Origin of the sequence: Pseudomonas sp. SG-MS2 (assembly GCF_009933855.1) — a bacterium.
In the GTDB taxonomy this organism is placed as follows: domain Bacteria; phylum Pseudomonadota; class Gammaproteobacteria; order Pseudomonadales; family Pseudomonadaceae; genus Aquipseudomonas; species Aquipseudomonas putida_E.
Map to the genome: position 1 here is coordinate 1 of NZ_MOMO01000173.1, position 18,486 is coordinate 18,486.

Genomic DNA, 18,486 nt, shown 5'->3' on the forward strand with positions numbered 1-18,486 from the left:
CCCCACCATGTCAAGGTGGTGCTCTAACCAACTGAGCTATGTGCCTGTCGTGTGGTGCGCATTCTACGCAATCCAAAACCGCTGTCAACACTTTTTTTCGAGCTAACCTACTGAATCTTAACCTCTTTATAGAGAAGCGCCGCCCAAGGAGCAGTAAAGGATTTTCAACGGACGACTAGCGGGTGTTTATTATTATTGATAGCATCGGTACATTCGTTAAAAATATAAAACACGAGGTTTCTCGAGCATGGCCAATACCCCCTACCCCCAGTCCTACTACGCCGCCTCGGCCAACCCGGTGCCGCCGCGTCCGGCGCTGCAGGGTGAGGTGGAAACCGATGTGTGCATCATCGGTGCAGGCTACACCGGCCTGTCCAGCGCCCTGTTCCTGCTGGAAAACGGCTTCAAGGTGAGCATCGTCGAAGCGGCCAAGGTCGGCTTCGGCGCATCGGGCCGCAACGGCGGCCAGATCGTCAACAGCTACAGCCGTGACATCGACGTCATCGAACGCACAGTCGGCCCCAAGCAGGCGCAGCTGCTGGGCCACATGGCCTTCGAAGGCGGCCGCATCATCCGTGAGCGTGTAGCCAAGTACAACATCCAGTGCGACCTGAAGGATGGCGGCGTATTCGCTGCGCTGACCTCCAAGCAGATGGGCCACCTGGAATCGCAAAAGCGCCTGTGGGAACGTTTCGGCCACAATCAGCTGGAGCTGATGGACCAGAAGCGCATCCGTGAAGTGGTCGCCTGCGACAGCTATATCGGCGGCATGCTGGACATGAGCGGCGGCCACATCCACCCGCTGAACCTGGCCCTGGGCGAAGCTGCCGCGGTCGAGTCGCTGGGCGGCATCATTTATGAGCAGACCCCGGCCATCCGCATCGAGCGTGGCGCCAACCCGGTTGTGCACACCCCGCAGGGCAAGGTGCGCGCCAAGTTCATCATCGTCGCCGGCAACGCCTACCTGGGCAACCTGGTGCCGGAACTGGCGGCCAAATCGATGCCATGCGGTACCCAGGTGATCACCACCGAGCCATTGGGCGAGGAGCTGGCCCGCACCCTGCTGCCGCAAGACTACTGCGTCGAGGACTGCAACTACCTGCTCGACTACTACCGCCTGACCAGCGACAAGCGCCTGATCTTCGGCGGTGGTGTGGTTTACGGTGCACGCGACCCGGCCAACATCGAAGCGATCATCCGCCCGAAGATGCTCAAGGCCTTCCCGCAGCTCAAGAACGTCAAGATCGACTACGCCTGGACCGGCAACTTCCTGCTGACCCTGTCGCGTCTGCCACAGGTTGGCCGTATCGGCGACAACATCTATTACTCGCAGGGTTGCTCGGGCCACGGCGTCACCTACACCCACCTGGCGGGCAAGGTGCTGGCCGAGGCATTGCGCGGCCAGGCCGAGCGCTTCGACGCGTTCGCCGGCCTGCCGCACTACCCGTTCCCGGGTGGCCAGATGCTGCGCGTACCGTTCAGCGCCCTGGGTGCGTGGTACTACAGCTTGCGCGACCGTCTGGGCTTCTGATGATGTTGCCAGCACTGGCCTGATCGCCTGCTTGCCGCGGATCAGGCCAGTGCGGGTGGCTTACCTTTCCAGGCTGTCCACGGCCTGCTTAGCCGCCAATTCCTGGCCCGCACGGGCCAACTCGTCGGCAGCCTGCAGCCAGCGCTGCCGGTCCACCTGGGCCGGCAGTTGCCGTGGCGGCTGTACCAGTATCGCCCAGCTCCCCTCTTGCGCCCACGCCGAGTTGAAATCATCGAAGGGCATCATCTGCCGCCGGTGCATCCCTGAACGCAGCAGCACCCGCTGCTTGTAACGGTCAAAACCGATCAGCACCGCATAGCGCGGCTCGCTCCACCACGCCGAACCTTCCTGAAAACGCACCAGCACCGGGTTGCCTGCAGCGACTTGGGTCAACAGGGCGTCCAGCTGTTTGTCCAGCGGGTATACGACCCTGCCGTAATCGCGCGCCACGCGCGGGATGCCGGTGCCCAGCGACTCGGCGCCCTGCGGCAGGTTCAGTGGCTTGTCCAGCAGCCCTGGGGTGATCGGCGCGCCCTGCTGCGAGAGCAACGCCGCCAGCGCCATGGCCCCACTGTGGTTGGCGTTGCCTCGGTAGAACGGCACGCTGCTGATCTCGACCCGCTGCGCAACGCCCTTGACGGCGGCCGGTGGCGCGCTGGCACAGCCTGAGAGGCTCGCGGCCAGCAGGCAGGCCACCATCAGGCGGCGTGGCTCGAAAACCCGGGACTTGAAGGAAATTTGCACCATGGACACTCGCTTGTTCTGGCGCCAGGCTGGCAACGCCCGGCCTTGACCCACGATCATAGGGCGCCAGGCGACGTGGGTATAGCCCGGTGCGGGCTTGGAACCAAACGAACCAAGCAATAGACCTTCGATAGATGGAACGTCACGCGGTGGGAGCTAGACTAAGCAATATCTGGAGGGTGAGCCGAAAGCTGGCCCAAGAGAAGGAGGTAGACATGAGCCTGACCATGGCAATCCTCATGCTGGTAGGTATGTGGCTTAGCGTCGCTGCCGCCATGCTCTGGGGTGTACTACGCATCGTGCGGCGTCATGCACAGCACCATCACCACCTGCCACCGCAGGTTCCGGCCAAGCAGCAGCCGGTCAATCGGGTGCGCCGTCACGCGCAGGCGCATTGATCTTCGCAATTTCCGAGGCCCAATCGCCGGCTTGCCGGCGATTGGGCTGCATAGCAGCCCTGCTAACGCTAACTGACCAGTATTAACCTGCAGGCCACTTTTTTGATCGCAAGCGCTCTACTAAATGCACTGCCCCTAAACCACCTCCTCGAACGGCAACCCCACATAGTTCTCGGCAATGTTCACCAGCCCCGCAGGTGAGGACAGGAAATACTCACGGTCCGCCTCCTGCATCTTCTGCTCCCAGGCATCCTTGTGCTCACCAAAGTCATGCAGCAACTGGGTCATGAACCAGCTGAAGCGCTCGCCTTTCCACACGCGGCGCAGCGCCAAGGGCGAGTACTGCTGCAGCAGGTCGGTGCGCCCTTCGCGGTAGACCTTGACCAGGATGCGGTACAGATAATTCACGTCCGAAGCCGCCAGGTTGAGGCCTTTGGCCCCGGTGGGCGGGACGATGTGTGCGGCGTCACCGACCAGGAACAGGTGCCCATATTGCATGGGTTCGACCACCAGGCTGCGCAAGGGAGCAATGCTCTTTTCCAGCGCCGGGCCGGTGACCAGGCGCGCTGCCACGTCTTCAGGCAAACGGGCCTTGAGTTCGGTCCAGAAACGCTCGTCGGACCAGTCCTCCACGCGTTCATCCAGCGGTACTTGCAGGTAGTAGCGGCTGCGTGTCTGCGAACGCTGACTGCACAGCGAAAAGCCACGCTCGTGATGGGCGTAGATCAGTTCGTGGTTCACTGGCGGCGTATCGGACAGCATTCCTAGCCAGCCGAACGGGTAAACACATTCGTAGTGTTTGAGTACACCTTCGGGGATGCTCTGGCGTGAAACACCATGGAAGCCGTCGCAGCCGGCGATGTAGTCGCAGTCCAGGCGGTGGGTCTGGCCGTCCTTCTCGTAGGTTACGTACGGCCGTTCGCCCTTGAGCTCGTGGGGCCGGACATTGCTGGCCGAATAGATGATCGGCGCACCGCTGGCTTCGCGCGCCTGCATCAGGTCTCGAGTCACTTCGGTCTGGCCATAGACCATGACCGTCTTGCCTCCGGTCAGGCCCTTGAGGTCCAGACGTTGGCGGCGCCCACTTACAAGCAGCTCGACACCTTCGTGCACCAACCCTTCGCGGTCCATGCGCTCGGCAACACCTGCCTCACGCAGCAGGTCGACGGTACCCTGTTCGAGCACACCGGCACGTATGCGGCCAAGTACATAGTCAGGCGTCTGACGTTCAAGAATGACCGTGTCGATCCCGGCCTTGTACAACAGTTGACCAAGCAGAAGCCCAGACGGACCTGCACCGATGATTGCAACCTGAGTTTTCATTGTTGTTCTCTCGTGTTATTAGATTTCTAGCTGCATTTTTACGGGCAGCACAGGCGCAATAGCTGTGCTATCCGATGCAAAAACTGCACTTTTATAAAAAGCGTTCGATTAACGGACAGGCCAGCCGCTCATGAAATCGTCACTCCCCGGCGTCCCGCTGTTTCAGCTGTATGGCGAAAACCAGGCATGGCCCGGTACGGACCTGCTGCATTGCGAGTCGATCCCGGCCCGCAGCCGCCTGCACCACTGGGAAATCAAACCGCACCAGCACGCCGAACTGTTTCAGTTGCTGTATGTGCAACGTGGCCAGGCTCAGGTAGAGATCGAGGGCGTGCGCAGTGCCATTGGCGAAGCGGCAATCCAGGTGGTGCCACCGCTGACCGTGCACGGTTTTCGCTTCAGTGCCGATATCCAGGGGCATGTGCTGACCTTCGGCACCGCGCTGGTAGCCAACCTCGAGCAACGCCTGGGTGCACCGCTGGGGGTGCTGGCCAAGCCTGCCTGTTACCCGTTGGGCAAGGACCGTGTGCATCTGCGCAGCCTGATCGACACGCTGCAGCAGGAGTACCAGGGCCATGCTCCGGCACGCGCGCCCCTGCTCGAAGCCCTGGTGACCGCACTGATGGTGTGGATCAGCCGTCGCCAGCAACTGGGCCAGGCGCCGCGCAACCGCGACGAACGTGACCGTCAGTTGCTGGGGCAATACCTGCGCCTGGTCGAAGCGCACTACCGTGAGCACCTGTCGGTGGAGGACTTTGCCGCGCGGTTGAAGATCCCGAGCCTGCAGCTCAACCAGCTGTGCCGGGCATTGAGCGGGCAGAGCGCACTGCAACTGGTGCACCAGCGGCTGCTGCTAGAGGCACAGCGAAACCTGATCTATACACGCATGAGCATCGGGCAGTTGTCGGACAGCCTGGGGTTCAGTGATCCGACCTACTTTGCACGGTTCTTCAAGCGCTTGAGTGGGCAGACACCCAATGGTTATCGTCGCTCGGTGCAGCCTGATTGATTGGCAATGCCTGTACGGACGGCGAAGAGCGACACACCCGCAACACCCTGCTTGACGTATACGTCAACCTGCATTCAGGATACCGCCATACTCCACGCCGAGCCCACGCATGAGCAGCCAGACCTACAGCATTTCCGACCTGTCCCGCGAGCTGGACATCACCACCCGCGCCATCCGTTTCTATGAGGAACAGGGCCTGCTCAGCCCCGAGCGCCGTGGCCTGGAACGCATCTATTCGGCACGCGACAAGGTCAGCCTGAAGCTGATACTGCGTGGCAAGCGCATCGGTTTCTCGCTGGCCGAATGCCGTGAACTGATCGAGCTCTACGACCCCAGCAGCGGTAACCTCAAGCAACTCAACAGCATGCTGGCAAAGATCGCCGAGCGCCGCGCCCAGCTTGAGCAACAGATGCTCGATATTCACCAGATGCAACTGGAGCTGGATACCGCCCAGGAACGTTGCGAACAGGCCCTGGCTGCAACATTGAACAATAACGACAACCGCTGACCCGCCACAGGAACCCCACCATGCCTTTGCCCGAAAAAGTCCGCCTGGTCGAAGTCGGCCCTCGCGACGGCCTGCAGAACGAAGCCCAGCCCATCAGTGTCGCGGACAAGGTGCGCCTGGTCGACGACCTTACCGACGCCGGGCTGGCCTACATTGAAGTCGGCAGTTTCGTTTCGCCCAAATGGGTGCCGCAGATGGCCGGCTCTGCCGACGTGTTTGCCGCTATCGAGCAACGCGCGGGTGTTACCTATGCGGCCCTGGCGCCCAACCTGCGAGGGTTCGAAGACGCCCTGGCGGCCGGGGTGAAGGAAGTGGCAGTGTTCGCCGCCGCCTCCGAAGCGTTCTCCCAGCGCAACATCAATTGTTCGATCAGTGAGAGCCTCCAGCGTTTCGAGCCGATCATGCAGGCGGCGCGCAGCCACGGTGTGCAGGTGCGCGGTTACGTTTCCTGCGTGCTCGGCTGCCCGTATGAAGGCAGGGTCAGTGCCGAACAGGTCGCCCCTGTGGCCAAGGCCCTGCATGACATGGGCTGCTACGAAGTCTCTCTGGGCGACACCATCGGTACTGGCACCGCAGGCGATACCCGCAGGCTGTTCGAGGTTGTCTCGGCGCACGTGCCGCGTGAGCAACTGGCCGGCCACTTCCACGATACCTACGGCCAGGCGCTGGCCAACGTGTATGCCAGCCTGCTCGAAGGCATCAGTGTGTTCGACAGCTCGGTGGCCGGCCTTGGGGGTTGCCCCTATGCCAAGGGCGCAACGGGCAATATCGCCAGCGAGGATGTGGTGTACCTGCTGCAAGGGCTTGGGATTGAAACCGGCATCGACCTGGACCGCTTGATCGCCGCCGGGCAGCGTATCAGCAAGGTGCTGGGCCGGGCCAACGGCTCTCGTGTGGCGCGGGCACGCAGCGCACAGTGATTCACACGGTTGTCACGTATGTGTGGGTGAGTGTTACCGCCCCCACAGCCGTCAGCAAAAAATCGGGTAACAGGGAAACAATTCGACAGAATTTCACGGCACCCAAATCATGCGAATCAGGCCAAACCATTGATTTTAAAGGGTTTTAAAAAGTTGGCACGGCACCTGCTATATCTTTGGTACAACAACAACAAAAAATGCGATACCCAATAAAAACAACATGTAACGGCTCTGACATAACAAGAACAACACGGCAGAGGCGCAGCAAGCAGATTTTTTTGGAGTAGACACGCTTTTCAGGGGTTCGCCCCGCGGTCTGGCACAGAACAATAAAACTACCTCAAGGTAGCGGCAGTCAGCATCGGATCCCCAGGATGAAAGCAGGTCAGCGCTCAAAAAAATACGTTTGCTCTTGACCCCGGTTGGGGGTCACCCGCAACACCAAGGCAGGCCTACAAAAACAACAAAAGGGCCGGCCTCAATAATAAGAAAAGAGCAGGCAACAACGCTTTGAGGGGAGCTTCGGCTCCCCTCAGTGCTTCCTGCCCTCCTCCTGCTGTTTCTCCTCGTCCTGCCCCTCGACCTTCTCCACCACTATCGGCATCGTGGCCAGCACCAACAGCGCAAGCACTGTGCTGATCAGCGCCGTCGCCTCACGCCCCATGCCTGCAGCGGTACCGATTGCCGCCGTCATCCACAGGCCGGCGGCCGTGGTCAGGCCTTTGACGTGGCTGGTATCGCGACCATTACCTTTGAGGATGGTGCCGGCACCGAGGAAACCGATACCGGCGACGATGCCCTGGATTACCCGGCTCATGGCCTGCTCGTCGGCACCTGCCATGCTTGGCGCCAGCACGAATAATGCGGCGCCCACCGATACCAGCATATGTGTACGCACACCAGCGGACTTGCCTTTGTGCTCGCGCTCGAAGCCCAGAACGGCCCCCAGAATGGCTGCCATCAGCAGGCGCAGGATGATACGGGTGACGTCGCGCACTTCGGTGATGTCGGCGAATTCTGCTTGAATGGTTTGCCAGATGAGGTCCATGGGTCGTTTCTCAGACGCAAGCTGTGTGCTGCCCCTACCTTCCATTCACGAGCAATGCAGGCGAAAAGGCCGGCAGGGGCGCCTTTGTGGGTTGACCCGTGCACGCCCGATAAAGTGCCGTGCAGCAGCTTGATGCAGCAACCTGCTACCGCTCGCGGTCACACCTGTAACCGCAACCCGGAGGACCACCCCATGCCCGTCGAAATCGAAGAAAGCACCCGCCGCTGCACCCTCATAGGCGAAGACCTGCGCATCGAAGGCGATGGCCCGGACATCGAGATCGTTACAGATGAGCAGTTGCACATGTCTGTGGCACTGCTCGCAGGCCAGCGTGTCCCGATCACCGAAGCCGAAGCCGACGCGCTGACCGTCGCCGGTGCCGTGGACAGCCGAAAGCATTTGAAGGCGAGCGTTCCTGGCTCGGTAATCTAGCGCGGCAGAAGCACTGCCCGGCAACTGATCCGGTTTTTGGTGCATGGCCTGAGCCTGTACTGAAAACCGCTTCGGGGCCATAGTGTGGGTGAATTGCCTGTTCACCCTGCTTGCCGAGCCCTCATGAAACGCTACGAACGATTTGCCGATGACATTGCCGAACTGATCCGCTCCGGCGTGCTCGGCCCCGGCCAGCGCGTGCCTTCGGTGCGCTACGCCAGTCAGACGCACGGGGTCAGCCCGTCGACCGTGTTCCAGGCTTACTACCTGCTCGAACGCCGCGGGCTGATCCGCGCACGGCCGCGTTCAGGCTATTTCGTCACTGCCCATGCACCGCGTCAGTTCAGCGAGCCACAGCCACTGGAGCCGTTGAGCGAATCGACTGACGTGGATGTCAGCGCCTTGGTGTTCTCGATACTCGAGTCGATCAAGGACCCGAATACCGTGCCGTTCGGGTCGGCATTCCCCAGCCCGGAACTGTTCCCGCTGCAGCGCCTGTCGCGCTCGCTGGCCAGCGCCAGCCGGGCCATGGACCCGCGCATGGTGGTCACCGACCTGTCACCGGGCAACCCGCAACTGCGCCGGCAGATCGCCCTGCGCTACATGGTCGGCGGGCTGATGCTGCCCATGGAGGAATTGCTGATCACCAACGGCGCGCTGGAAGCACTGAACCTGTGCCTGCAGGCGGTCACCGAGCCGGGTGACCTGGTGGCGGTCGAAGCACCGGCCTTCTACGCCTGCCTCCAGGTGCTGGAACGGCTCAAGCTCAAGGCGGTGGAGATACCCGTGCAGCCGCGCGAGGGCATGGACCTGGCCGCGCTCGCCCAGACCTTGGAGAAGCACCCGGTCAAAGCCGTGTGGTGCATGACCAACTTCCAGAACCCGGTGGGCGCGAGCATGCCCGAGGCGAAGAAACAGGCATTGGTGGCGTTGCTGCAACGCCATCAGGTGCCGCTGATCGAGGACGACGTCTACGCCGAGCTGTATTACTCGCAGCAGGCGCCCAAGCCCGCCAAGGCCTTCGACACTGAGGGCCTGGTGATGCACTGCGGCTCGTTCGCCAAGAGCCTGGCGCCCGGTTACCGCATTGGCTGGGTAGCCGCCGGGCGCTTTGCCCAGAAGATCGAACGGCTCAAGCTGATGACCTCGCTGTGCGCCTCGATGCCGGCCCAGGCCGCCATTGCCGACTATCTGGAACACGGCGGGTATGACCGCCACTTGCGCAAACTGCGCTATGCCCTGGAAGGCCAGCAAGCCAACATGCTCGCCGCCATCTCGCGGTATTTTCCGCCGCAGACGCGAGTCAGCCAGCCTTCTGGCGGCTACTTTCTGTGGCTGGAACTGCCCGAACGGATAGATGCACTGAAGCTGTTCCACATGGCCTTGGCCCAAGGCATCAGCATCGCTCCGGGGCCTATATTTTCGCCCACCCGCCGCTTTGGCAACTGCATCCGCCTGAACTACGGCACCCCTTGGGGCGACACCGCCGAACGGGCAATGGAAACCCTGGGCCGCATCATCCGCTCATTCTGACGGCAAACTGCCCACTCGTGCGCAATCTGGCGAGATGGCGGCTAGGCGTACCAGAGCCGTCGCGTTAAAGTCTGGCCACGCACCGCTGCCGGACGTCGCCAATGCCTCTGAACGAGATGCTCGCCCTGCGCGAGGAAATCGCAACCCTGCGCCGCCGTAACGCGCAGCTTGAAGCCGAACTGCAGCAACACCCGCATCTGGGCCTCGATGTCTACCGCTTTCTGTTCGAGAGCATGGATGAAGGCTTCTGCATCATCGAATTCATTGACGGCCCGCATGGCCCGCTGAGTGATTTCGTGCACGTGCTCGTCAACCCGGCCTATGCCAGGCATGCCGGCATCGCTGACGTGACCGGCCAGAAAATGCGCGACATATTGCCTGATGAAGCCGACGCCTGGGTTGCCCGCTACGGTCCAGTGCTGCATACCGGCACCCCCCTGCAATTCGAGCAGGAATTGCGAGCCAGCGGCCGCGTTTTGTCAGTGAGCAGCTTTCGCGTCGAGCCGGCGCAGCGCCGGCAGGTTGCGGTTCTGTTCAAGGATGTCACCGAGCGACGCAAGACCGAGCAGGCCCTCGAGCAGCTCAATGCGCACCTGGAGCAAAGGGTCAGCGAAGCCCTGGCACAGCGCAGCCTGTTCGCAGAGCTTATCGACCAGAGCGCAGCCAACGTGCATGTGCTCGATAGCGGCATGCACTGGCTGGCCGTCAATCGCAAGGCCAGGGAGGACTTCCGGTTCCTGTATGGTCAGACACCGGTAGTCGGCGCCTGCATGCCCCCCCTGATGGGTGACAATGCCGCGGACCGGGATGCGATCCTGCCCTTGTGGCGACGGGCACTGCAGGGCGAGCAGTTCACCGCAACCGGTGCATTCGGCCAGCCGCCGGACCAGCGCCATTATGAACTGCGCTTCAATGCCCTGCGCGATGCTGCAGGTACCCCGGTGGGTGCTTACCTGTTCGCCTACGACATCAGCGAGCGGGTACAGCAGCAGCAACGCCTTGCCAACGCAGAGCAGGCACTGCGTCAGGCGCAAAAAATGGAGGCCGTCGGGCAGCTTAGCGGCGGCATCGCACATGACTTCAACAACTTGCTGGGCAGCATCCTCAATACCCAGGAACTGATCCAGCTGCGCCTGCGACAACAGCGCTATACCGGGCTGGAAAACTTACTCGAACTGTCCAACAGTACGGCCAAACGCGCCTCGTCGCTGGTGCACCGACTGCTGGCATTTTCGCGCCAGCAAACCCTGCAACCCCGTTCCACCGAGGTGGCGGCGCTGCTGGGCGACATGCAGGAGCTGGTGCGCAGAACGATAGGCCCTTCCATTTCCCTGCACAGCCGGTTCGCGCCTGAACTCTGGCCAACCTTTATCGACCCGCCACAATTGGAAAGCGCATTGCTCAACCTGTGCATCAATGCCCGCGACGCGCTGCCTGACGGTGGTGTCATCAGCATTCATGGCGACAATGTGGCGCTCGACAGCGATCAGGCACGCCCTTTGGGGTTGCCTTGCGGCGACTACGTGCGCCTCAGCGTTGTCGACAACGGCTGCGGTATGAGCGAGGAAGTGGTTGCACGCGCCTTCGACCCGTTCTTCTCCACCAAACCCAACGGCCGGGGCACCGGCCTTGGGTTGTCGATGACCTACGGTTTCGTGCGCCAGTCTGGCGGGCAGTTACGCTTGCTTTCTCAACCCGGCAAGGGCACACGCGTTGAACTGTACCTGCCGCGCCATCACGCACAGCCCGTGCAGCAGGCCCTGCCCTCCAGGACCGGCTCACTGGATAGGCACCGTGCGGGCGGGCAGCGCATCGTGCTGGTGGAAGACCAGCTAGCCCTGCGCTTGGTGATCCGCGAGGTGCTGGAAGAACAGGGTTATCAGGTCGAAGCCTTCGAGACTGGCGCTGCCGCTCTGGCACACTTGCAAGGCAGCGAGCGGCCGGACCTGCTGCTAAGCGACATCGGCCTGCCCGACGGCCCCAACGGTCGCCAGGTGGCCGAGCGCTACCGGCAACAGTATCCCGGCCTTGAACTGCTGTTCATCACCGGCTATGACAACAGTGCGGCGCTGGGAGACGATCAGCTGCTGCAAGGCAGCCATGTACTGGGAAAACCGTTCGAGCTGGATGCGCTGGCCGAGTGCGTCCATCAACTGCTGGCGGCCAGGCAGCCGTGAGCGGTGGCGCTCAGCGCCCGCCGCCCAGGTCGAGAAAACTGCCAGTGGAATAAGACGCCTTGTCCGACAGCAGCCAGAGAATCGCCTCGGCCACTTCTTCCGGGCGGCCGCCGCGCCCCATGGGCAAGCCAGGCTCGAGCTTGGCGACACGGTCGGGGTCGCCGGACAGGGCGTGGAAGGCGGTATGAATGTAGCCTGGGCGCACGCCATTGACCCGCACCCCCTCACCTGCCACCTCCTTGGCCAAGCCGATGGTGAAGGTATCGAGGGCACCTTTGGAGGCGGCGTAGTCGACGTATTCGTTGGGTGAGCCCAGGCGCGCAGCGACCGATGACACATTGACGATGGCCCCGCCTTGGCCGCCGTGGCGGCGGGCCATGCGCAGCAATGCGTGCTTGGCGCAAAGCATCGGCCCGACCACATTGGTTTTCATCACCTTGAGCAGGCGGAACTCCGACATGCCTTCGACACGGCTTTGCTGGCCGATGGTGCCGGCGTTGTTCACCAGTGCGGTGACGGGGCCGAGCTCTTCATCGACGCGATGAAACAGCTGGATCACCTCGTCCTCGACACTGGCGTCTGCACGCACACAGATGGCCTGGGCGCCGAGTGCGCGCACCTGGGCAAGAATGCCTTGCGCGGCCAGGTCATCGGCGTGGTAGTTGATGCAGATGCGGTAACCCTCGCGGGCGGCCTGCATGGCGGTGGCGGCGCCGATGCCACGGCTGGCGCCGGTGATGACAATGACTTTCTCCATGGCCCTGCCAAATCGCTTGGAAAGATAGGTCCGACAATAGGGGAAAAGCCAGCCGCTGGGAATGACCCAGCACAACAGGTCAGGCGATATCAGCCCGAGCTCAGGGCTCGAACCCTTCCACGATGATCACCTCTGCCTTGGCCACCCCTTGGCGATGGCTGCACGCTTGCTGATACAACTCGGATCGATAGCAGGCCAGCGCCTGCTCGTAGGTCTGGAACTCGATCACCACACTGCGCTGGGGGGTTGGCCGCCCTTCCAGCGCCTCGCTGCGCCCGCCCCGGGCGAGGAACCGCCCGCCGAATGCGGCAAAGGCGGCGGGCGCACGTTGGGTGTACTGCTGATACTGCTCGGGGTCGGTCACGTCCACGTGGGCAATCCAATACGCTTTCATCCGCTACTCTCCTGTTGCAAAACTATTTGTGTATGATGGTATACCATAATAATCACCCATTCACAGTGAGCGTGCAGCATGGCTTTCAACACGATCGAAGAACTCCTCGAGGACTACCGCCAAGGCAAGATGGTACTGCTGGTTGACGACGAGGATCGGGAGAACGAAGGCGACCTGCTGATCGCCGCCGAGCGCTGCGACGCTCAGGCCATCAACTTCATGGCCCGCGAAGCGCGGGGCCTGATCTGCCTGACACTGACCGACGAGCATTGTCAGCGCTTGGGGCTTGAGCAGATGGTACCGGCCAACGGCAGTGCGTTCAGCACCGCCTTCACCGTATCGATCGAGGCCGCTACGGGGGTTACCACGGGTATTTCTGCGGCCGACCGGGCACGCACCGTGGCTGCAGCCATGGCCGCCGATGCCCGCCCGGAGGATCTGGTGCAGCCCGGCCACATCTTCCCGCTACGCGCCCGCGAAGGCGGTGTGCTGAACCGCGCCGGCCATACCGAAGCGGGTTGCGACCTGGCACGCCTGGCCGGTTTTGCCCCGGCGTCGGTGATCGTGGAGGTGCTCAACGACGACGGCACCATGGCCCGTCGACCGGACCTGGAAGTGTTCGCCGCCCGGCACGGCATCAAGATCGGCACCATCGCCGACCTGATCCATTACCGCCTGAGCACCGAGCAGACCATCAAGCGCATCGGTGAACGCGAACTGCCGACCGTGCACGGCACCTTCCGCCTGGTGACCTATGAAGACCGTATCGAAGGCGGTGTGCACATGGCCATGGTGATGGGCGATATCCACCGCGAACAGCCGACCCTGGTGCGCGTGCACGTAATCGACCCGCTGCGCGACCTGGTCGGTGCCGAATATGCCGGGCCGGCCAACTGGACCTTGTGGGCTGCGCTGCAGAAGGTCGCTGAGGAAGGTGCCGGGGTGGTGGTGATCCTGGCCAACCATGAATCGTCGCAGGCGCTGCTTGAGCGCATACCGCAACTGACCCAGCCGTTGCGCCCCTACCAGCGTGGGCAATCGAAGGTGTACTCGGAAGTCGGCACCGGCGCGCAGATTCTTCAGGACCTGGGCGTTGGCAAGCTGTGCCACCTGGGCCCACCGCTCAAGTATGCGGGCTTGGCGGGGTATGAGCTGGAAGTGGTGCAGAGCATACCTTTCGAGCCCCAGGGCTGAAAGCTGCAAGTTGAAGCGGATCTGCGGCGCAACGCGATCTGCTTTGACTTGAAGCTCGCAGCTTGAGGCTTGCAGCTTCGAGGCGAGAAAGAGTGATGGCCGGTAGCCTCCCGCTCTTGCCAAAATCTTGGAATACCATAATATGATATCCCGTAGACCTTGAAATCACAGGCCGCCACCTACACTCACCAAACGGCCACCGACACATTGTTTTAGCTGCTCCCCGAATACTGTTGGCGGGCGCACTACCAGCCCGCCTCGAATAACAAAAAGCAACGAGGGCGTAACCATGCTGTTGAGCAAACGTGTAACCGCAGTGCTGTCCGCCAGCCTGCTGACCCTGGCATGTCAGGCCACCCAGGCCGCCGACAGCCTCAACTTCGTCAGCTGGGGCGGTACCACCCAGGACGCCCAGAAAGAAGCATGGGCCGTACCTTTCAGCAAATCGACCAACATCAAAGTGGTGCAGGACGGCCCGACCGACTACGGCAAGCTCAAGGCCATGGTCGAGAGCGGCAACGTGCAGTGGGACGTGGTCGACGTGGAAGCCGACTTTGCCCTGCGGGCCGCCAGCGAAGGCCTGCTCGAACCCCTCGATTTCAACACCATCGCGCGCGACAAGATCGACCCACGCTTCGTCTCCGACCATGGCGTCGGTTCGTTCTTCTTCTCGTTCGTGCTCGGCTACAACGAAGGCAAGCTCGGCGCCAACAAGCCGGTGGACTGGACCGCGCTGTTCGACACCAAGACCTACCCCGGCAAACGCGCCCTGTACAAGTGGCCGAGCCCCGGCGTACTGGAACTGGCCCTGCTGGCCGACGGCGTGCCAGCCGACAAGCTCTACCCGCTGGACCTGGACCGCGCCTTCAAGAAACTCGACACCATCAAGAAAGACATCGTCTGGTGGGGCGGTGGTGCCCAGTCGCAGCAGCTGCTGGCCTCCGGTGAAGCCTCGCTCGGCCAGTTCTGGAACGGCCGCGTCTACGCCCTGCAGCAAGATGGAGCGCCGGTGGGCGTGAGCTGGAAGCAGAACCTGGTCATGGCCGATTTCCTGGTCATCCCCAAGGGCGCCAAGAACAAGGACGCGGCCATGAAGTTCCTGGCCCAGGCCAGCAGCGCCGAAGGCCAGGCCGAGTTCGCCAACAAGACCGCCTACGCGCCGGTGAACCTGGACAGCGTGGCCAAACTCGACAAAGACCTCGCGCAGAACCTGCCGACCGCCTACGCCCAGGACCAGGTCACCCTGGACTTCGCCTACTGGGCCAAGAACGGCCAGGCCATCGCCGCGCGCTGGAATGAGTGGTTGGTGAAATGAAAGTCGCCATCAATGCCCTGCAAAACGCGCAAGGTGCCCCCACGGGCACCGGCGCTCCGGGGACGGCCCCGCGCCGCATGAGCCTCGGCCAGCGCTGGAAAGGCAGCCGCAACCTGTTGCCCGCCCTGCTGTTCCTTGGCCTGTTCTTCTTCGCCCCGCTGATCGGCCTGTTGCTGCGCGGCGTGCTGGAGCCGGTGCCGGGGCTGGGCAACTACGAGCAGCTGTTCGCCAACTCGGCGTATGCGCGGGTACTGTTCAACACCTTTTCGGTGGCCGGCGTCGTCACCCTGATCAGCGTGTTGCTGGGCTTCCCGCTGGCCTGGGCAATCACCCTGGTGCCCAACGGCTGGGGCCGCTGGTTGCTGAACATCGTGCTGTTGTCGATGTGGACCAGCCTGCTGGCGCGTACCTATTCGTGGCTGGTGCTGCTGCAGGGCTCGGGGGTGATCAACAAGGCGTTGATGGCGCTGGGCATCATCGATGCCCCGCTGGAAATGGTGCACAACCTGACCGGCGTGGTGATCGGCATGAGCTACATCATGATCCCGTTCATCGTGCTGCCGCTGCAGGCGACCATGCACGCCATCGACCCGATGGTCCTGCAGGCCGGCTCCATCTGCGGCGCAAGCCCCTGGACCAACTTCTGGAAGGTGTTCCTGCCACTGTGCCGCTCGGGGCTGTTCTCCGGTGCGCTGATGGTGTTCGTCATGTCGCTGGGCTACTACGTCACCCCGGCACTGCTTGGTGGCGCGCAAAACATGATGCTGCCCGAATTCATCATCCAGCAGGTGCAATCGTTCCTTAACTGGGGCCTGGCCAGCGCCGCCGCCGCACTGCTGGTGGTCATCACCCTGGTGCTCTTCTACCTGTACCTGAAGCTGCAACCGGAATCACCGGTCGGCAACGCGAGGTAAACCGCCATGCTTCTGTCTCCCAATGCCATGGGGCGCCCGCTGCGCACGGGCCTGTACCTGACCACCGGCGTGATTGCTGCGTTCCTGCTGCTGCCGGTAGTGTTCATCATCCTGCTGTCGTTCGGCTCATCGCAGTGGCTGGTCTTCCCGCCACCAGGCTGGACCTTCAAGTGGTATGCGCAGTTCTTCGCCAACCCGGAGTGGATGGACGCCGCCCTGGCCAGCTTCAAGGTCGCCGTGCTGACCACCATCGCCGCCGTGCTGCTGGGCCTGCCTACTGCATTCGCCCTGGTGCGTGGCCGCTTCCCCGGCCGCGAAATGCTCTACGGGCTGTTCACCATGCCGATGATCGTGCCGCTGGTGATCATTGCCGTGGCGGTGTATGCACTGTTTCTGAAGCTCGGCTATACCGGCACGCTGTTCGCCTTCGTGGTCAGCCACGTGATCGTCGCCCTGCCCTTCACCATCATTTCGATCATCAACTCGCTCAAGCTGTTCGACCAGTCGATCGAGGATGCCGCGGTGATCTGCGGCGCCTCACGCCTGCAAGCGATCTTCAAGGTGACCTTCCCGGCCATTCGCCCGGGGATGATCGCCGGCGGCCTGTTTGCCTTCCTGGTCTCGTGGGACGAGGTGGTACTGAGCGTGATGATGGCCAGCCCCGACCTGCAAACCTTGCCCGTGAAGATGTGGACCACCCTGCGCCAGGACCTGAGCCCGGTGATCGCCGTCGCCTCGACGCTGCTGATCGGCCTGTCGCTGATGGTCATGGTCATTGCCGCCGCCTTGCGCCGGCGCACCGAAACGAACGCCTGAGCGCCCGGAGAAAACAACAATGAGTGCAGTGATCAAAGACAACGCGCACAACAAGACCCTGGTCAGCCTGCGCGGCCTGAACAAGCATTACGGTGACTTCACCGCCGTGGATAATCTCGACCTGGAAATCCAGGACGGCGAGTTTCTCACCTTCCTCGGCTCCAGCGGCTCGGGCAAGTCCACCACCCTGTCGATGCTGGCCGGGTTCGAGACGCCCAGCAACGGCGAGATTCTGGTCGAGGGCCAGTCGCTGGTGAATGTGCCACCGCACAAGCGCGACATCGGCATGGTGTTCCAGCGTTACTCGCTGTTCCCGCACCTGAATGTGCGTGACAACATCGCCTTCCCCTTGGCCATCCGCAAGCTCGGCGCGGCAGAAACCAAGAAGCGGGTCGACGCCATGCTCAAGCTGGTACAACTGGAGGCGTTCGCCCACCGCAAACCCTCGCAGATGTCGGGCGGCCAGCAACAGCGTGTGGCGATTGCCCGCGCCCTGGTGTACGAACCACGCATCCTGCTGATGGACGAGCCACTCGGCGCGCTGGACAAGAAACTGCGCGAAGACCTGCAGGATGAACTGCGCCAGCTGCACCGCCGGCTGGGCATCACCATCGTCTACGTCACCCACGACCAGGAAGAAGCCATGCGCCTGTCCCAGCGCATCGCCATCTTCAGCCACGGCAAGATCGTCGGCCTGGGCACCGGCTATGACCTCTACCAGAACCCGCCCAACGCCTTTGTCGCCTCGTTCCTGGGCAACTCCAACTTCCTGCGCATCACGGCCAGCAGCAACGGTGCCGGCAGTTTCGAAGGCCAGCCAGTGGCGATCCGCCTGACGCCTGGCCTGGCGGCAGGCCAAGATGCGCTGATCATGGTACGCCCGGAAAAGGCCCTGGCACTCACCGCCGACCAGGCTGCACGCGAGCCGTTGCCAGCGGGCTGGAACGAAGTGCTTGCCAAGGTTGGCGAAGTGCTGTTCCTCGGCGAAAGCCAGACCTGCCATGTAATGACCCCGGGCGGTACTGAACTGACCGTGAAAGCACTGTCGGCTGCGGGTATGTCCATGCAGCCCGGAGACACCGTGAAGGTCCGCTGGGCGGTTGCAGACGCCTGCATCTACACCGAATGGGCGCAAAGCGACCTGAGCAAGTCGGCCGGCGCGCACTGAGCATCAGCAGCAGGTAAATGATTGACGCGTATCCCGACCAATGGTCATATGCGCGCCAGTTTCAGGTGTCCTGCGCCGCCGCGCGCAGGGTGAAACGGGAAGCCGGTGCGTCGTGGTTCACGACAAGTCCGGCGCTGCCCCCGCAACGGTAAGCGAGCGAAGCCTTCGACACACCACTGTGCACACGCATGGGAAGGTGAAGGCCTCATGACCCTCGCAAGCCCGGAGACCGGCCTGAAGCTTCACTTGGCAACCCGCGGTGGGCGGGCGCAGGCCGGTATCCGCGTGCGCGTCTGCGCCTGCGG

Annotated in this window: 18 protein-coding genes and 1 riboswitch; of the genes, 13 read left to right on the forward strand and 5 right to left on the reverse strand. The window is 62.5% G+C overall.

The window, feature by feature from the left end; genetic code table 11:
- The first annotated feature begins 247 nt into the window (after window positions 1-247).
- Window positions 248-1,531: an FAD-binding oxidoreductase gene (locus tag BLX42_RS14695; protein ID WP_012313845.1), complete on the forward strand. Its 1,284-nt coding sequence runs from the start codon at window positions 248-250 to the stop codon at window positions 1,529-1,531.
- Window positions 1,532-1,591: 60 nt separating this feature from the next.
- Here the strand turns inward: BLX42_RS14695 and BLX42_RS14700 are convergent, their stop codons facing one another.
- Window positions 1,592-2,335: a peptidase C39 family protein gene (locus tag BLX42_RS14700; protein WP_161872051.1), complete on the reverse strand. Its 744-nt coding sequence runs from the start codon at window positions 2,333-2,335 to the stop codon at window positions 1,592-1,594.
- A 155-nt stretch (window positions 2,336-2,490) separates the two neighbouring features.
- Here BLX42_RS14700 and BLX42_RS14705 point away from each other — a divergent pair, with 155 nt between their 5' ends.
- On the forward strand, window positions 2,491-2,673 hold the full coding sequence (locus tag BLX42_RS14705; protein WP_039604431.1) for a hypothetical protein: 183 nt from the start codon (window positions 2,491-2,493) through the stop codon (window positions 2,671-2,673).
- A 135-nt stretch (window positions 2,674-2,808) separates the two neighbouring features.
- Here BLX42_RS14705 and pobA read toward each other — a convergent pair whose 3' ends face one another.
- Complete coding sequence (pobA, locus tag BLX42_RS14710) at window positions 2,809-3,996, reverse strand: 4-hydroxybenzoate 3-monooxygenase (protein WP_046787186.1); 1,188 nt, start codon at window positions 3,994-3,996, stop codon at window positions 2,809-2,811.
- A gap of 130 nt (window positions 3,997-4,126) precedes the next feature.
- Here pobA and BLX42_RS14715 point away from each other — a divergent pair, with 130 nt between their 5' ends.
- The 3 genes from BLX42_RS14715 to BLX42_RS14725 all read left to right on the forward strand — a co-directional run bounded on the left by BLX42_RS14715 (window position 4,127) and on the right by BLX42_RS14725 (window position 6,433).
- On the forward strand, window positions 4,127-5,005 hold the full coding sequence (locus BLX42_RS14715) for a helix-turn-helix domain-containing protein (RefSeq protein WP_125923285.1): 879 nt from the start codon (window positions 4,127-4,129) through the stop codon (window positions 5,003-5,005).
- 109 nt (window positions 5,006-5,114) lie between these two features.
- Window positions 5,115-5,513, forward strand: a complete 399-nt coding sequence (locus tag BLX42_RS14720; protein WP_046787188.1) for a MerR family DNA-binding transcriptional regulator — start codon at window positions 5,115-5,117, stop codon at window positions 5,511-5,513.
- Window positions 5,514-5,533: 20 nt separating this feature from the next.
- Window positions 5,534-6,433: a hydroxymethylglutaryl-CoA lyase gene (locus BLX42_RS14725; protein ID WP_161872052.1), complete on the forward strand. Its 900-nt coding sequence runs from the start codon at window positions 5,534-5,536 to the stop codon at window positions 6,431-6,433.
- 532 nt (window positions 6,434-6,965) lie between these two features.
- Here the strand turns inward: BLX42_RS14725 and BLX42_RS14730 are convergent.
- Window positions 6,966-7,481 carry an MgtC/SapB family protein gene (locus BLX42_RS14730; RefSeq protein ID WP_161872053.1) on the reverse strand — a complete coding sequence of 172 codons (516 nt, stop codon included), beginning with the start codon at window positions 7,479-7,481 and terminating at the stop codon, window positions 6,966-6,968.
- 192 nt (window positions 7,482-7,673) lie between these two features.
- Here BLX42_RS14730 and BLX42_RS14735 point away from each other — a divergent pair, with 192 nt between their 5' ends.
- The 3 genes from BLX42_RS14735 (at window position 7,674) to BLX42_RS14745 (ending at window position 11,623) form a co-directional block, all read left to right on the forward strand.
- A complete protein-coding gene (locus BLX42_RS14735) occupies window positions 7,674-7,913 on the forward strand; it encodes a DUF3203 family protein (protein ID WP_046787191.1) in 240 nt (79 codons plus the stop codon).
- A gap of 123 nt (window positions 7,914-8,036) precedes the next feature.
- Window positions 8,037-9,446 (forward strand): GntR family transcriptional regulator MpaR, encoded by a 1,410-nt coding sequence (mapR, locus tag BLX42_RS14740; protein WP_161872054.1) that lies wholly within the window; start codon window positions 8,037-8,039, stop codon window positions 9,444-9,446.
- Window positions 9,447-9,547: 101 nt separating this feature from the next.
- Entirely contained in the window at window positions 9,548-11,623 is a 2,076-nt protein-coding gene (locus BLX42_RS14745) for a PAS domain-containing sensor histidine kinase (RefSeq protein ID WP_161872055.1), read from the forward strand.
- Between the two features lie 10 nt (window positions 11,624-11,633).
- Here BLX42_RS14745 and BLX42_RS14750 read toward each other — a convergent pair whose 3' ends face one another.
- Window positions 11,634-12,380, reverse strand: coding sequence for an SDR family oxidoreductase (locus BLX42_RS14750; RefSeq protein WP_161872056.1), 747 nt, complete (start codon window positions 12,378-12,380; stop codon window positions 11,634-11,636).
- A 100-nt stretch (window positions 12,381-12,480) separates the two neighbouring features.
- Window positions 12,481-12,774 (reverse strand): DUF1330 domain-containing protein, encoded by a 294-nt coding sequence (locus BLX42_RS14755; protein ID WP_125923281.1) that lies wholly within the window; start codon window positions 12,772-12,774, stop codon window positions 12,481-12,483.
- Window positions 12,775-12,852: 78 nt separating this feature from the next.
- Between BLX42_RS14755 and ribBA the strand changes: the two genes are divergently transcribed.
- The 5 genes from ribBA (at window position 12,853) to BLX42_RS14780 (ending at window position 18,181) form a co-directional block, all read left to right on the forward strand.
- On the forward strand, window positions 12,853-13,968 hold the full coding sequence (ribBA, locus tag BLX42_RS14760; RefSeq protein WP_125923280.1) for a bifunctional 3,4-dihydroxy-2-butanone-4-phosphate synthase/GTP cyclohydrolase II: 1,116 nt from the start codon (window positions 12,853-12,855) through the stop codon (window positions 13,966-13,968).
- A 289-nt stretch (window positions 13,969-14,257) separates the two neighbouring features.
- A complete protein-coding gene (locus BLX42_RS14765; protein WP_046787197.1) occupies window positions 14,258-15,283 on the forward strand; it encodes a polyamine ABC transporter substrate-binding protein in 1,026 nt (341 codons plus the stop codon).
- On the forward strand, window positions 15,280-16,197 hold the full coding sequence (locus BLX42_RS14770; RefSeq protein WP_115275265.1) for an ABC transporter permease: 918 nt from the start codon (window positions 15,280-15,282) through the stop codon (window positions 16,195-16,197). Before BLX42_RS14765 ends, BLX42_RS14770 begins: the two co-directional genes overlap by 4 nt.
- A gap of 6 nt (window positions 16,198-16,203) precedes the next feature.
- A complete protein-coding gene (locus BLX42_RS14775) occupies window positions 16,204-17,013 on the forward strand; it encodes an ABC transporter permease (protein WP_046787199.1) in 810 nt (269 codons plus the stop codon).
- 19 nt (window positions 17,014-17,032) lie between these two features.
- Window positions 17,033-18,181: an ABC transporter ATP-binding protein gene (locus tag BLX42_RS14780; RefSeq protein ID WP_161872057.1), complete on the forward strand. Its 1,149-nt coding sequence runs from the start codon at window positions 17,033-17,035 to the stop codon at window positions 18,179-18,181.
- Window positions 18,182-18,227: 46 nt separating this feature from the next.
- Window positions 18,228-18,434, forward strand: a riboswitch (cobalamin riboswitch).
- The last annotated feature ends 52 nt before the right edge of the window (window positions 18,435-18,486 follow it).